At 71.8% G+C, this 14,501-nt stretch carries 11 protein-coding genes; 6 read left to right on the top strand and 5 right to left on the bottom strand.

The genetic code is table 11. The features are described from left to right. Nucleotide 1 precedes the first annotated feature (1 nt). Together OG490_RS03230 and OG490_RS03225 are read left to right on the top strand one after the other, a co-directional pair. Nucleotides 2–1,786 carry a glycoside hydrolase family 36 protein gene (locus OG490_RS03230; protein ID WP_330294753.1) on the top strand — a complete coding sequence of 595 codons (1,785 nt, stop codon included), beginning with the start codon at nucleotides 2–4 and terminating at the stop codon, nucleotides 1,784–1,786. Next, nucleotides 1,783–2,796 (top strand): LacI family DNA-binding transcriptional regulator, encoded by a 1,014-nt coding sequence (locus OG490_RS03225; RefSeq protein WP_330294752.1) that lies wholly within the window; start codon nucleotides 1,783–1,785, stop codon nucleotides 2,794–2,796. The genes OG490_RS03230 and OG490_RS03225 overlap by 4 nt, the downstream gene beginning before the upstream one ends. Before the next feature lie 54 nt (nucleotides 2,797–2,850). Here OG490_RS03225 and OG490_RS03220 read toward each other — a convergent pair whose 3' ends face one another. Continuing rightward, nucleotides 2,851–3,660, bottom strand: a complete 810-nt coding sequence (locus OG490_RS03220; protein ID WP_330294751.1) for a DeoR/GlpR family DNA-binding transcription regulator — start codon at nucleotides 3,658–3,660, stop codon at nucleotides 2,851–2,853. A 125-nt stretch (nucleotides 3,661–3,785) separates the two neighbouring features. Between OG490_RS03220 and galT the strand changes: the two genes are divergently transcribed. Then, entirely contained in the window at nucleotides 3,786–4,835 is a 1,050-nt protein-coding gene (galT, locus tag OG490_RS03215; protein ID WP_330294750.1) for a galactose-1-phosphate uridylyltransferase, read from the top strand. Continuing rightward, nucleotides 4,832–6,040 (top strand): galactokinase, encoded by a 1,209-nt coding sequence (galK, locus tag OG490_RS03210; RefSeq protein ID WP_330294749.1) that lies wholly within the window; start codon nucleotides 4,832–4,834, stop codon nucleotides 6,038–6,040. The genes galT and galK overlap by 4 nt, the downstream gene beginning before the upstream one ends. Before the next feature lie 39 nt (nucleotides 6,041–6,079). Here the strand turns inward: galK and OG490_RS03205 are convergent, their stop codons facing one another. The 4 genes from OG490_RS03205 to OG490_RS03190 all read right to left on the bottom strand — a co-directional run bounded on the left by OG490_RS03205 (nucleotide 6,080) and on the right by OG490_RS03190 (nucleotide 10,902). Beyond that, entirely contained in the window at nucleotides 6,080–7,630 is a 1,551-nt protein-coding gene (locus OG490_RS03205; RefSeq protein ID WP_330294748.1) for a glycoside hydrolase family 31 protein, read from the bottom strand. 67 nt (nucleotides 7,631–7,697) lie between these two features. Continuing rightward, nucleotides 7,698–9,047: an ABC transporter substrate-binding protein gene (locus OG490_RS03200; protein ID WP_330294747.1), complete on the bottom strand. Its 1,350-nt coding sequence runs from the start codon at nucleotides 9,045–9,047 to the stop codon at nucleotides 7,698–7,700. Between the two features lie 71 nt (nucleotides 9,048–9,118). Next, a complete protein-coding gene (locus OG490_RS03195; protein WP_330294746.1) occupies nucleotides 9,119–10,018 on the bottom strand; it encodes a carbohydrate ABC transporter permease in 900 nt (299 codons plus the stop codon). Next, nucleotides 10,015–10,902, bottom strand: a complete 888-nt coding sequence (locus OG490_RS03190; protein ID WP_330294745.1) for a carbohydrate ABC transporter permease — start codon at nucleotides 10,900–10,902, stop codon at nucleotides 10,015–10,017. Before OG490_RS03190 ends, OG490_RS03195 begins: the two co-directional genes overlap by 4 nt. A gap of 341 nt (nucleotides 10,903–11,243) precedes the next feature. Here OG490_RS03190 and OG490_RS03185 point away from each other — a divergent pair, with 341 nt between their 5' ends. Both OG490_RS03185 and OG490_RS03180 read left to right on the top strand, forming a co-directional pair. After that, nucleotides 11,244–12,296 (top strand): LacI family DNA-binding transcriptional regulator, encoded by a 1,053-nt coding sequence (locus OG490_RS03185; RefSeq protein WP_330294744.1) that lies wholly within the window; start codon nucleotides 11,244–11,246, stop codon nucleotides 12,294–12,296. 74 nt (nucleotides 12,297–12,370) lie between these two features. Beyond that, a complete protein-coding gene (locus OG490_RS03180; RefSeq protein ID WP_330294743.1) occupies nucleotides 12,371–14,443 on the top strand; it encodes a beta-galactosidase in 2,073 nt (690 codons plus the stop codon). The last annotated feature ends 58 nt before the right edge of the window (nucleotides 14,444–14,501 follow it).

The raw sequence follows: 14,501 nt of genomic DNA, 5'->3' as shown, positions 1-14,501 counted from the left end.
CGTGCACACCACCACCGCCCCGACGGACGCCGCCGAGGCCGTGACCACCGCGGGCCTGGCACCCGCCCGGGGCGAGCCGCTGCTCGACGGGGTCTCGCTCGCCGTCCTCGCCCACGCCCCAGGCGTCCACGCCACCTGGACCCTGGGCGAACTCCCCGGCGGAATGGGCCTACTGGAAGTGCGGGCCGACGGTGCCCCCGTCGAGATCCGCTTCTCCGTGCCCCTCGGCGACGCCGCCGGATACTGGCACCCGCAGGGCGGCTGGCGGCGCACCCTCCTCGCCGACTGGGAGGGCCGCTCCCGGGTCTCGCTGGTCGACGGGCACGCCGCCGGATGCCTCTACGACCACACCGGCGCCACCCTGCTCACCTTCGCCGCCGCCGACCCGGTACCCGAGGCGGCGCTCCGCTTCGGTGTGTCCGAGGAGGACGACACCCACGTCGTCCACCTCCGCCTGCCCGCCTCGCGGCAGGCGCACCGGATCCTGCTCGTCCCCCGCTCGCCGTCGGTGGCACGGGCCATGCGGACCCTGCGCGGCTGGTTCGCCGCCGAGTCCACCCCCGCGCCGGTGCCCGACGCGGCCCGCACCCCCGTCTACTCCACCTGGTACGCCTTCAACCAGGACGTCAGCGCGGCCGCCGTCGAGACCCAGGCCGAACTGGCCGCCGGACTCGGTTGCGGAGCGCTGATCCTCGACGACGGCTGGCAGGAACTGGGCCACGGGCGCGGCTACGCCGGCTGCGGCGACTGGGAGCCCGACCGGGCAAAGTTCCCCGACTTCGCCGCGCACGTGGCCAGGGTCCGTGCCCGCGGGCTGAGCTACCTGGCCTGGGTCGCGCCCCTGCTGCTCGGCCCCGGAGCCGCCTGCCACGCCCAGTGGGCGGCCACCGCGTCCGTCCCCGCCACCGTGCCCGGTGCGCACGTGCTCGACCCCCGCCGCCCCGAGGTGCGCGCACACGTCGTAGGGCTCTGCGTCCGGCTGGTCCGCACGTACGGGCTCGACGGCCTCAAGCTGGACTTCCTCGACCAGGCCATGGTCTACGCGGGCGACGGCGCGGGTGACGTCGGAGAAGCCATGGTGGACCTGCTGACGGAACTGCGCACGGCGCTGGAAGCCGTCCGCCCCGGGGTCCTGCTGGAACTGCGCCAGCCCTACACGGGACCCGGCATGGCCCCCTTCGGCAATATGCTGCGCTCCTTCGACTGCCCGGCGGACGCGACTGCGAACCGGGTCCGCACCCTCGACACCGCGCTGCTCGCCGTCGGCGGCGCCGTCCACTCCGACATGCTCCTGTGGTCGCCGGACGCCCCCGTGGCCGCGGTGGCCAGGCAGCTGATCGGGGCCCTGCACTCGGTGCCGCAGATCTCCGTACGGCTGGACCGGGTACCGGCGGCGCACCGGGAGGTGATCGGCTTCTGGCTGGCGCAGTGGTGGGTCCACCGCGAGCTGCTGCTGGACGGTGAAGTGGAGCCGGGCCGCCCCGATGAGCTGTACCCGCTCGTGCGCGCGAGCGCCGGGGACCACTGCCTGCTCAGCGTGCACGGCGACCGGGTCGTCCCGCTGGACTTCTCCGCCCACAAGCACTTCCACCTGGTCAACGGCTCCGACCGGGACCGGGTGATGGTCGAGGTGCGGGGCGGCGGGGGCGCCGTCCGCGGAGTGGTCCACGGGCCGGACGGCCGTATCATGGACGGTCCGCCGACGTATCTGCCGGAGGGAGCACGCTCGCTGTCCGTGCCGCGCGGCGGTCTGGCATCGCTCACGATCACGGAAGGACCGCGATGAAGGTCGGGATCACCGAGGTCGCAGCCCGCGCCCAGGTCAGCGAGGCCACCGTCAGCCGGGTGATCAACCGGCGCCAGGGCGTGTCGAAGAAGACCCGGGACGCGGTCGAGCAGGCCATGGCCGAGGTCGGCTACGAGCGGCAGACGCAGGGCCAACTGGTGGCCGTCATCACGGAGTTCGTGTCGAACCCGTTCTTTGCGGACGTGGCGGAGCGCATCGAGTCGGCGCTCGCCCCGCACGGGCTGAAGACGGTCCTGTGCCCCGCCTTCCCGGGCGGAGTGCAGGAGCGGGACTTCATCTCCGCGCTCGTCGACAAGGGGGTCGCGGCCGTCGTCTTCCTGTCCGCGTCCAACACCGTCGAGGGCGCCGACACCGAGACGTACGAACTGCTGCGCCAGCGCCGGGTCCCCTACGTCGGGATCAACGGCGAGTTCGCGGACGGGGTGCCCACCCCGGTCTTCTCCACGGACGACGCGCTCGCCGCCGAACTGGCCGTGGACCACCTCCACCGCCTCGGCCACCGCAGGATCGGGATGGCCTCGGGACCGGCGGGCAACCAGCCCGCCGACCGCCGGGTACGGGGCTTCGTGGAGTCCATGGCCAAGCGGGGCATCGAGGACCCGGAGCGCTGGGTGGTACGGCAGTCCTACACGGTGGAGGGCGGCCAGGCCGCCGTCGGTCCGCTGCTGGCGCTGGGCGCCACCGCGATCGTCGCGGCCAGCGACTACATGGCGCTCGGCGCGATCCGGGGCGTCCGCCGCCACGGGCGCTCGGTCCCCGGTGACGTGTCGGTCGTGGGCTACGACGGGTCGGCCATCACCGAGTTCACCGATCCGCCGCTGACCACGGTGCGCCAGCCCGCCGACCGGCTGGCGCTGGAGGTGGGCCGCAGCGTGCTGGCACTGGTCAGCAACCGGGACGTACCGACGGGGGAGCTGTTGTTCGACCCGGAGCTGGTGATCCGGGCCACGACCGGGCCGGCTCCCGAGGAGCCCGGGGCCGGGGCCTGATCCGCAGCGTCCTGCGAAGCCTGCTGCTGCGTCCTTCGGTCCTGGCCGGGGCGCTCAGTGCTCCTCGCCCGCGATCAGGAGCTCTCCCACCGTCTCGGTGAGGACGGCGCGGGCCGGGGCCGGCATGCCCGGATCGGTCACGAACCAGTCGGCCTGCTCCAGCGCCGCGAAACCGCTGAGCCCGACCACTCCCCACTTGCTGTGGTCGGCCACGACGGCGATCCGGCGTGCCGAGGCGACCAGGGCCCGGTTGGTCTGGGCCTCCGTGAGGTTGGGGGTGGTCAGCCCGGCCCCTTCCGCGACTCCGTGCGCGCCGAGGACGAGCAGGTCCACGTGGAGGGAGGCGATCGCCAGCTCGGCGAGCGGGCCGACCAGCGCGGCCGAGGGGGTGGGGGAGCCGCCGGTGAGCAGCAGGGTGGGGGTCGCTCCCGCGCCCTGCCCGGCGGCGGCGCGCACCAGCTCGGCCACGGGCAGGGAGTTGGTGACGATCGTCAGGCGCGGGATGCCGAGGAGCCGGGCGGCGACGGCGTACGCGGTGGTCCCGCCCGAGATCGCGACCACACTGCCCGGTTCCACCAGGGTCGCGGCGGTTACCGCGATGGCGGCCTTGGCGGCCGCGCCCTGATCGGACTTGGCGTCGAATCCGGGCTCGTGCGCGCTGGCGTGGGCGGTGGCGACGGCCCCGCCGTAGACCTTCTCCACGGCGCCGCTCCGGGCGAGGGCGTCGAGGTCCCGACGGATCGTCATGTCCGAGACGCCGAGCCGTCCGACCAGGTCCGCCACGCGTACGGTGCCGTCGCGCCGGACCGCGTCCAGGATCAGCACGCGTCGCTGGTGGGCCAGTTGGGCAGCCTGCTCGGCCACGGTCACTCCTGGGATCGGCGAATCCGGTCAGAAGGTCGCAAGATAGCACAGCGATGTTGTTGGAGTCTGTGGAAATATCCGCCTGGCTCTGGTGAGTGATGTTTGAAGATGTTTATTCTTGGCGGGTGAAGAAGACCCTCGCGAAACTCGCGGACGGCCGCGAACTGATCTACTTCGACCACGACGAGAGCGCTGTGCGCGACGCACCCGATCTGCGCCCGCTGGACCCCGTGGACAGCCGCCCGGAACTGCGGCGGGACGAGGCCACCGGCGACTGGATCACGATCGCCTCCCACCGGCAGGCCCGCACCTACCACCCGCCCGCGGGCGAATGCCCCCTCTGCCCCTCCCGGGACGGCCGGCTCGGCGAGATCCCCGCCGCCGACTACGAGGTGGCCGTCTTCGAGAACCGCTTCCCCTCCCTCGCGGGCGCGGCCGGACGCTGCGAAGTCGTGTGCTTCACCCCGGAGCACGAGGCCGGTTTCGCCGACCTCACCCCGGCCGCCGCCCGCCTGGTCCTCGACGCGTGGACCGACCGCACCGAAGAGCTCTCCGCCCTCCCCGGCGTCGAGCAGGTGTACTGCTTCGAGAACAGGGGCGCCGAGATCGGGGTGACGCTCGCCCACCCGCACGGCCAGATCTACGCCTTCCCCTTCGTCACCCCGCGCACCGCCAAGATGACCGCCGCCGCGGCAGCCCACCGCGCCGCCACCGGACGCAACCTCTTCGAGGACCTGCTGGCGGGCGCCCGCGCCGCCACCGAGCGGGTGGTGACGGCCGGGGAACACTGGACCGCCTTCGTGCCGTACGCCGCCCGCTGGCCCTACGAGGTGCACCTCTACCCCCACCGCCGCGTCCCCGACCTGACCCACCTCACCGAGGCCGAGCGGGCCGAGTTCCCCGGCATCTACCTGGACCTGCTGCGCCGGTTCGACCGGCTGTTCCCCGTACCGGGGCAGCCCGAGGGCGCGGGCCCCACGCCGTACATCTCCGCCTGGCACCAGGCGCCCCGTAGCGACGGCCGGGAACTGGCCCTGCACCTGGAGCTGTTCACCGTCCGCCGGACCGCCGACAAGCTCAAGTTCCTCGCCGGCACGGAGTCCGGCACGGAGGCCTTCATCAACGACGTGGCGCCCGAGACGGCCGCCCGACGCCTCCGGGAGGCCCTGTCGTGAGCCCGACCACCCAGTGGGACGAAGAGGACAAGCGGGCGGACCGGGCCGCGGACACCTTCCGACAGCTCTTCGGAGCCTCCCCGGACGGGGTCTGGGCGGCGCCCGGCCGGGTCAACCTGATCGGCGAACACACCGACTACAACGACGGGTTCGCCCTCCCGATCGCCCTCCCGCAGACCACCCTGCTCGCCGCCCGCGGCCGCACGGACGGACTGCTGCGGCTGCACAGCGCACAGGGCGACGGCCGCATCACCGAGCTGGCGGTGGCCGAGCTGGCCCCCGGCGTCGTCACGGGCTGGGCCGGCTACCCGGCCGGGGTGGTCTGGGCGCTCACCGAGGCGGGACACCCGGTCGGGGGCGCCGACCTCCACTTCGACAGCACCGTGCCCACCGGCGCCGGGCTCTCCTCGTCCGCCGCCCTGGAATGCGCGGTCGCCGTCGCCTACGACGAGCTGTACGCACTGAAGCTGACCGGACCCGAACTGGCCCGCACCGCCCAGCGCGCGGAGAACGGCTTCGCCGGCGTCCCCTGCGGGATCATGGACCAGATGGCCTCCGTCTGCTGCACCGCCGGGGCCGCCCTCCACCTCGACGCCCGCACCCCGGCCCACCACCAGCAGGTCCCCTTCGACCTCCAGGGCCAAGGACTGCGGCTGCTGGTGATCGACACCGGGGTCTCACACGACCTCGCGGACGGGGCGTACGCCGCCCTGCGCGCGGGCTGTGAACGCGCGGCCGAGCTGCTCGGCCTGCCCGCCCTGCGCGACCTGTCCGCCGCAGAACTCCCCGGAGCCCTGCTCAGGCTGCCCGGGGAACTCGTCCCGCTGGTCCGCCACGTGGTGACCGAGAACGCCCGGGTCACGCAGGCCGTGTCCCGGCTCCGGGAGGGGAACGCCGCCGCGCTCGGGCCGATCCTGGGCGAAGGCCACGCCTCGCTGCGCGACGACTACCGCGTCTCCTGCCCGGAGACCGACCTCGCCGCGGCCGTCGCGCAGGGCGCCGGGGCGCTCGGCGCCCGGATGACGGGAGGCGGCTTCGGCGGCTCCGTCATCGCCCTGGTGCGTGCCGGGACGGAGAGTGCGGTGGGCGGGGCCGTCACGGCCGCCTTCGAAGCCGCCGGATACCGTGCCCCGCGGATTCTGTCGGTCACCCCGGCCGCGGGCGCCCGCCGTCTCCCGGCCGTCGGGGCCGCCGGGGCCCGGTAGTCGGGCCCCGGCAGCGGGGGCTGCCGGGCCTGCGGGGCCTCAGGCCTGCGGCGCGGCGGTCCTGCGCAGATACGGCAGCCGGGCCGGCGGTGCCTCGAACCACACCGTCGCCGGGCCCACGTAGGAACGGCCGTCGTCGGCCCTCCAGGTGCCGGGCGGGATGCGGACCTCGCGCCCGTCCGCGCCCTTGGCCACCACCGGAGCCACCATCAAGGCGTCGCCCAGCATGAACTGGTCGGTGACCGCCGCGTAGCCCTGGTGGGGGAAGGCCCACTCCAGGGGCCGCTGGATCGGTTCGCCCGTGGCGGCGGCGTGCGCGGCGAGGGAGAGGATCTCCGGGGCGAACTCCGTGTGGATCCGGGCGGCCTCGCGGACGATGGCGAGGTTGTCGGGGGAGAGCACCCGCCACGGGGCCATGGAGAACTGCATCATCGGGAACAGCGCGGCAATCTGGGCGTAGCGGACGAACAGTTCCTCGTCGAAACCCTCGCCGCCCTCGCCCGGGACGAACCGGAACTCGCCGCCACCGATCATGTCGGGACAGGTGAACGCATGGCCGGTCAGGGCCTGGGCCAGGGCGTTCGGGATCAGGCTGTCCAGCCCGAAGCGGCCCTCCCACAGGTGGTACTTGTCCTGCTGGCGCTGTGCGAGCGGCAGGCCGGCCGCCCGCCAGGCGTCGCGGAACTCGTTGAGCGGCCAGTCGACACCGAAGCGGTTCCACGCGTGGGTGTAAGCCTCCGGGTCCGCGCAGCCGAGCGAGCGCCACCAGGGCGCGTCCCCGCCGTCGAACTTGAACCCGTCGATGCCGATGTCGTCGCGCAGGGCTTCCAGGCGGCCGGTGAGCCAGGCCCGGGCCCGGGGGTCGAGCAGATCGAGTCCGGCGCTCCAGCCGTTCCACCACCGGGCGACCCCGGCCCGCCCTTCGGTGTCGGCACCGGCGCCGGTCTCGCGGACCAGCAGGCCCCGGTCGTTCAGCTGCCGCGCGGTGGGGGAGTCCGGGGTCACGTACGGCACGAGCCACAGCATCACCTTGAAGCCGAGCCGGTGGAGGCGGGCGACCATGGCCGCCGGATCGGGGAAGCGGCCGGGGTGGAAGGTCCAGTCCCCGTAGTCGTTGCTCCACCGGTCGTCGATCATCAGTACGCCGGGCGGGAAGCCCTCCGCGAGCAGCCGCTCCGCGTACGCCAGCACCTTCTCCTGAGTCGGCTCGAACACCGTCTCGATCCACAGGTTGTACTGCGGTGCGCCGAAGAGCAGGGGGTCCGGCATCGTGCCGGACGGAGGGTAGTGGCGGGTGACCGCGTGGCGGTACGCCCCGCGCAGATCGCCGTGCCCCTCGCCGTGCTCGAGTACCGCGTCGGCTTCGTGCGTGTGCGCGGTCAGCCGGGTGTCGGAGATCGTGAAGGAGAAGGTGCGCTCACTGTGCACCCAGCGGCCGCGGTCGGAGAGCAGGAGCGGCATGCCCTGGTTGGCCAGTACGTCCCGCAGGTCGAAGGTGTAGCCCTCGGGGTACGGCATGTGCCGCCCTTCGGCGACCGCCCCGCCCCACCAGCGTTCCCCGTCGAGGAGGGGGAGTTCGAGTGTCGTCATGCCTGTGGGTCTCTCCTCGTGAGGGTGCCGGGGTGGACGGGGCTGTCGAAGGCGGGGGCGCCACGCACTACTTGACGGTGAATCCCTGCTCCTTGCCGTAGAGCTTCAGTCGCTCCTGCCAGGTGGCCAGCGCGCCCGGCAGGTTCCCGCCCGGCTGCAGGGCCTGGCCGACGGAGTCCTTGAAGACACTGTTCGCGTACACCTGGAACGGCAGGTACTGCCAGCCGGGCCGCACCGCCTTCGACATGTCGGCGAAGACCTCGTTCGGCTTGCTGCCGGGGAAGAACGGCACCTCGGCGCCACGGAAACCGGGGTCGTCGAGCAGCACCTTGGTCGCCGGGAACAGGCCGACCTCGGAGTTGAGCGACTTGACCGCCTCCGGGTCGGAGTCGAGCCACTGGGCGAAGGCGACCGAGGCCTCCTTGTTCTTCGACTGCGTGGTGACCGCGACCGACGAGCCGCCGTTCTCCGAGCTGACACCGCCCGGCATGGGGGCGACCGACCACTGTCCCTTGCTCTGCGGGATGTTCTGCTCCAGTACCGCGGGCGCCCAGGCGCCGGCCAGCCAGGTCGCGTACTTCCCGGAGGCCATGGACTTCCACCACTCGTCGTTCCAGCTCGCGGTGGAGTCGACCAGCTTGCTCTCGATCAGCGGGCCCCAGGTGTCGGCGTAGGCCTTGGCGCCGGGGTCGTCCTTGAGGTCGATGGTGACGTCGGTGGTGCCGTTGACGGTGTACGGCTTGCCGCCGAAGTCCCAGATCAGACTGTTGGAGGTGCCCGCGTCGCCGGGGTCGGCGTAGGTGAGGTGGACGTTCGGATCGGCGTCGTGGATCTTCTTGGCCAGGGCGCCGAACTCCTCCCACGTCCGCGGAGGCGTCGCACCGAACCTGTCGAGGATGTCCTTGCGGTAGAACATGGCCATCGGGCCGGTGTCCTGGGGTATGCCGTAGATCCCGCCGGCGACGCCGACCTGGGACCAGGCCGAGTCGGCGAACTTGTCCTTCAGGTCGGCCGCTCCGTAGTCGGCGAGGTTGACGAGGGATTTGGAGATCGCGAACTGGGGGAGGGCGAAGTATTCGATCTGCGCGACGTCGGGGGCGCCCGTACCGGCCTTGAGCGTGGTGGTGAGCTTGGTGTACTCGTCCTTGGAACGGCCCGCGTTGACGATGTGGACCTTGACCTTGGGGTACTTCTTCTCGAACAGTGCGACGGTCTTCTCGATGTTCGGGACCCAGGTCCAGAAGGTGATCTCGGCGGGCTTGTCCAGTGCCGCCCGCACGCTCGCGGCATCGGCCTTCTGTCCGCCGTCGGAGGCTCCGGATCCGCCGCCGCATGCGGTGAGGAGGAGGGAGAGTGCGCCGGCGCCGGCCGCGGTGAGGGTGCGGGTGCGAGCCGAGGGACGCGGGGATCTGCTCATTTCGGATCCTTTCGAGGGGGAGGTGGAGCGGGGTGGGCCACTGTTTGAGGCCGACTACTGCTTGTCGCCGACTACTGCTTGACGCCGCCGGCGGCCAGACCCGACTGCCAGAACCGCTGGAGGAAGAGGAACGCGACGACCAGCGGGACGATCGCCAGGAGGCTGCCGGTGATCACCAGGGGGAGGATGGGTATGGCCCCGGCCCCGGCGCCGCCCTGTGCGAGCGAGTCCCACTGGCGCAGTCCCACGGTGAGGGGGAACAGCTTCGGGTCGTTGAGCACGATCAGCGGCAGGAAGTAGTTGTTCCAGGTGGCGACGAGGGTGAACAGCAGCACGGTGACGAAACCGGGAGCCAGCAGGCGCGTGGAGATGGTGAGGAAGATACGGAGCTCACCGGCGCCGTCGATGCGTGCGGCCTCCAGCATCGCGTCGGGCACGGCCTCGGTCGCGTACACCCGCATCAGGTAGAGGCCGAAGGGGCTGGCCAGGGAGGGCAGGAGGACCGCCCACGGCGTGTTGACGATGCCCATGTCGCTGAACAGCAGGTACGTCGGGACCGCGAGGGCGGACGCCGGGATCGAGATCGCTCCGATGACCAGGGCGGACAGCACCCGCCGGCCGGCGAACTCGAATTTGGCCAGGGCGTACCCGCCCATCGTCGCGATGACCGAGGCGCCACCCGCCCCGACCACCGAGTAGAGCAGGGTGTTGCCGAACCAGCGCAGGTAGATCCCGCCGTCGTAGGTGAAGACGTCCCGGATGTTGTCGAACAGGTGGAAGCCGTCCCCGAACCACAGGCCGGGCGAGTCGAAGAGGGTCTGGTTGGACTTCGTCGCGCTGATCGCGAGCCAGAGCAGGGGGATCAGGGTGTACGCGAGCATCAGGCCCATCGCCACGGTCAACGGGGTGGACCTGCCCGGACGGCGCCGGTGGGCGCGGCCCCGGGGGCCCGGGCGCCGGGTTCCGGTCACAGGAGGCGCTCCCTTCGAGCGGTCGCGCTCTGGACCGCGTACGCGACGATCACGGTGACCAGGCCGAGCAGCACCGCGACGGCGGCCGAGTAGTTGAACTGGCGTCCGTCGAAGGCGAGGCTGTAGGCGTACATGTTGGGCGTGTAGTTCGTGGTGACGGCGGCGGGCGCCAGCGACTGGAGCACGCTCGGCTCGTTGAAGAGTTGGAAGCTGCCGATCACCGAGAAGGTGGTCGCCATCAGCAGGGCGGGGCGCAGCGCGGGCAGTTTGATGCTGAACGCCTTGCGGAAGGCCCCGGCGCCGTCCACCTCGGCCGCCTCGTACAGCTCCTCGGGGACGGACCGCAGGGCGGCGTAGAAGATCAGCATGTTGTAGCCGACGTACGACCACGTGACGATGTTGCCGATCGACGCGAGCATCCAGCTCTCGGAGAGCAGGTCGGGCAACTCGGTGTGCAGGAGGTCGCCGATCTCGCCGGCCAGGCCGAAGCGGTCTCCGTACAGGTAGCCCCACATCAGCGCCGCGACCACGCCGGGAACGGCGTAGGGGACGAAGAGGCCGATGCGGAACAGGCCCGGGGCGCGCAGTCGCCCGCTGTCGATCGCGAGGGCTGCCATGAGGGCGAGGCCGAGCATGAGCGGCACCTGGATCGCGAAGAAGAGCGCGACGCGGCCGAGGCCGGCATGGAACAGGCTGTCCTTGAACGCCTTGGTGTAGTTGTCCAGCCCGCTGAAGACCCTCCCGCCGATCATGCGCTCCTGGTAGAGGCTCAGGTTGACCGAGTAGACCAGCGGGGCGAGGACCCCGATGGCGAAGACGCACAAGAACGGCAGCAGGAACGCGTGGGCGGTGAGGTTGCGCCGAACAGCGCCACGTCTTCTCACCGCGGGCTCCGGCGGTGGCGGTCGGCGATGTCTCCATCACGGACCGGGGCCTGGTCGGCTCTCACGGGTAGGACCTCCGATGCATGTTTGCGCCAACATCGTGGCGCGGTTCGGAAGTGTGTCGAGAGCTGTCAGTGAGTGTCAAGAGTTTTGGCGGAGATACTTGACGATCCATCAATTGGCGTGTGGTGAAAGGGTTCTCGAAGGGATGGCCTGTGGGGCAGGGTTCGCTGTTCGGTCCGAATCCGATGAGTTGCCTGTTGACCAATGCGGCGTGTTCGCGCAAACATGATGAGCGCCAGGAGGATGCCTGGGCATCACCCCGCGAGAGGAGCTCCGTCATGGCGAAGGATGGGCAGCGGCCGCGCAAACCCCGTTCCCCGGCGGCGGATCGCCTCCGGCCCCCGTCGATGGCGGACGTCGCTGCCATGGCCGGGGTCTCGGCGCAGACCGTCTCCCGGGTGGTCAACGGGACCGCCCGGGTCGACGACGCGACCCGCGACCGGGTCGTCCGCGCCGTACGCATGCTCGGGTACCGTCCCAACACGGCTGCCCGGGCGCTGGCCACCGGCAAGTTCCGGATGATCGGCGTCATCAGCTTCGACCTCAAGGCACACGGAAACGCACGCACCTTGGAGTCGATCGTCTCCGCCGTGCAGTCGACGGAGTACTCGGTCAACGTCGTCGTACCGCAGGCACAGACCCAGGAGGCGGTACTCGACGCCTTCCGGCGACTGAGCGGCCACGCGGTCGACGGGGTCATCGTCAACGAGGCGCAGATCCTGACCGGTTCGCTGATGCTCCCCTTCGGGCTTCCGGTCGTGGTCGTGGACGGCGGCGACGACCACCGCTACCCCGGTGTCCACACCGACCACGCGGCCGGCGCGGAGATCGCAGTGAATCACCTGCTGGGGCTCGGCCATCCCACGGTCTGGCACCTGGCCGGCCCGCAGGACTCCCACCCCGCGCGCCGCCGCGCCGAAGCGTGGCAGCGGGTGGTCATGGCGGCGGGTGCCCCGGTCCCGCCGGTCGTCCACGGCGACTGGACCGCCGAGAGCGGCTACCGGGCCGGCCGGGAACTCGCCGGCCGGCCCGAGGTCACCGCGGTGTTCGCCGCCAACGACCAGATGGCGCTCGGTCTGGTGCGGGCACTGCGCGACGCGGGGCGTTCGGTTCCCGAGGACGTGAGCGTGGTCGGGTTCGACAACATCGCCGAATCCGGCTACTTCCTCCCACCGCTGACCACCGTCGACCAGGACCTCTCCCGGGTCGGTGCTGCCTGCGTGGGCCGCCTCCTCAGCCAGATCGAAGGCGCGCCGTCGGCGGACTCGTCCGTCGTGTCGGTCATGCCGGTCCTGGTGGAGCGGGACAGCACGGCGCCGCCGCGCCGCTGAGTCATTGAGCCACTGAGCCACTGAGCCGTGTACGAGACGTAATGCCTCCCGAAGTATCTGAAGGGGTAAGACAGATGGACTCTCCGGCGCAAGACCGTGCCCGAGGCCTGGGCGCGCGACTGGGCGGCCTCGGATTCGGCGGCGACTACAACCCCGAGCAGTGGGACGAGGCCACCCGCGCCGAAGACCTGCGCCTGATGAACGAGGCGGGCGTCAACCTCGTCAACCTGGCCGTCTTCGCCTGGGCCCGCGTCGAACCCGCCCGCGACGCCTACGACTTCGGCTTCTTCGACACCGTCATGGACGACCTGGCCGCCCACGGCATCACCGCCGATCTGGCGACCATGACCGCGTCTCCGCCCCCGTGGCTCGCCGTCGAGCATCCCGAGATCCTGCCCGTCACCGCCTCCGGAGGCATCCTGTCCCCGGGCGGCCGCCAGCATTTCTGCCCCTCCAGCCCGGTCTTCCGCGACCGGGCCGTCCGCCTGGTCGAAGCCGTCGCCACGCACTACCGCGACCACCCGGCCCTGGGCCTGTGGCACGTGGGCAACGAGTACGGGATCCACGTCGCCGAATGCTTCTGCGACACCTCCGCCGCCGACTTCCGGAACTGGCTGACGGCCCGGTACGGCGACGTCGACGCCCTCAACGACGCCTGGTCCACCGACTTCTGGTCGCAGCGCTACGCATCCTTCGACCAGATCCTGCCCCCGCGCACCGCCCCCACCTACCCCAACCCCTCCCAGCAGCTCGACTTCAAGCGGTTCAGCAGCGACGCACTGCGCACCTGCTTCGCCCTCGAACGCGACGTGCTGCGCCGCCTCACCCCCGACATCCCGGTGACCACGAACTTCCTCGCCGGACACAAGGCGGTCGACGTCCATGCCTGGGCGCCCGAGATGGACGTCCTCGCCCTCGACAGCTACCCCGACCCGCACGGGGAGGCCGCGCACATCGGCGCGGCACTGTCGTACGACCTCCTGCGCTGCGCGGGCGGGGGGAAGCCGTGGCTGCTGACCGAGCAGGCCCCGTCCGCCGTCAACTGGCGGGCCCGCAACGGGGGCAAGGCTCCCGGCCGGATGCGCCTGTGGAGCTGGCAGGCCGTCGCGCAGGGCGCGGACGCCGTCATGTACTTCCAGTGGAGGCAGTCCCGCGGCGGCGCCGAGAAGTTCCACTCCGGCATGGTCCCGCACGCGGGCTCCGAGACCCGGGTCCACGCCGAGGTGCGCGAGCTGGGCCGGGAACTGGCCCGGGTGCCCGAGCTGGCCGGCACGCGGGTCCGCAACGAGGTCGGACTCGTCTTCGACTGGGACAACTGGTGGGCGCTCGAGCTCGATTCGCACCCCTCGGACGGTGTGCGCTGCCTCGACCGCGTCCTCGACCACTACACCCCCCTGTTCGAAGCGGGCGTCGGCATCGATGTAGTCCACCCCTCCGCGGACCTCTCGCCGTACAAGCTGCTGGTGCTGCCCAGCCACTACCTGCTGTCGGCCGGGAACGCGGAGCGGCTGCGGGCCTTCGTGGCGGAAGGGGGATCCCTCCTCGCATCGTTCTTCACCGGGATCGTCGACGAGCACGACCGCGTACACGCCGGCGGGTATCCGGCCCCGCTGGGCGACGTACTGGGCGTACGCGTCGAGGAGTTCTGGCCGGCCGCCGCCGGCGAGCCGGTCCACCTCCGGGCTCCGGGCGGAGACGCCTCAGGCTTCGGGCCGGACTCCGGCCCCGCCCCGGCCTCGCTGTGGCGCGAGGACGTGAAGCTCGTCGGCGCCCGCCCCGAACTGCTCTTCGCCGGACCCGACTGGGACGACGACCGCCCGGCGGCCACGGTGCACACCCACGGCGCGGGGACGGCACGCTACCTCGCGACCCGCCCCGATCCCCTCACGATGCGTGCCATCGTCGACCGCGCGCTCGCCGACGCGGGGGTCGCCCCCGTGCTGCCCGGCCTGCACGCCGGAATCCAGGCGACGCTCCGCCACGGAGCGGATCACGACGTCCTCATCCTGCTCAACCACACCGAGGACACGCGCGAGGTGACGCTGCCGGCCGCCCGTCGCGACCTGCTCGACGACAAGAGGCCTCAAGTCCGCCACGTGACCCTCGCACCGCGAGGCGTCGCCGTCCTCGGCAACGGCGGCAGTTGACCGCATCACCGCAGTACCCATCACGGCACCAACGTCCCACCAGGTACGGTCCGTTCCC

The organism is Streptomyces sp. NBC_00503 (genome assembly GCF_036346895.1).
Taxonomy (GTDB): Bacteria; Actinomycetota; Actinomycetes; order Streptomycetales; family Streptomycetaceae; genus Streptomyces.
This window is presented reverse-complemented; position numbering and strand designations above follow the sequence as displayed.

What these genes read in the sequence shown, in the direction of transcription:
- OG490_RS03225 (WP_330294752.1), top strand. Translation starts at nt 1,783, where the DNA reads ATGAAGGTCGGGATCACCGAGGTCGCAGCCCGCGCCCAGGTCAGCGAG.
- OG490_RS03205 (WP_330294748.1), bottom strand. Translation starts at nt 7,630, where the DNA reads ATGACGACACTCGAACTCCCCCTCCTCGACGGGGAACGCTGGTGGGGC.
- OG490_RS03200 (WP_330294747.1), bottom strand. Translation starts at nt 9,047, where the DNA reads ATGAGCAGATCCCCGCGTCCCTCGGCTCGCACCCGCACCCTCACCGCG.
- OG490_RS03185 (WP_330294744.1), top strand. Translation starts at nt 11,244, where the DNA reads ATGGCGAAGGATGGGCAGCGGCCGCGCAAACCCCGTTCCCCGGCGGCG.
- OG490_RS03180 (WP_330294743.1), top strand. Translation starts at nt 12,371, where the DNA reads ATGGACTCTCCGGCGCAAGACCGTGCCCGAGGCCTGGGCGCGCGACTG.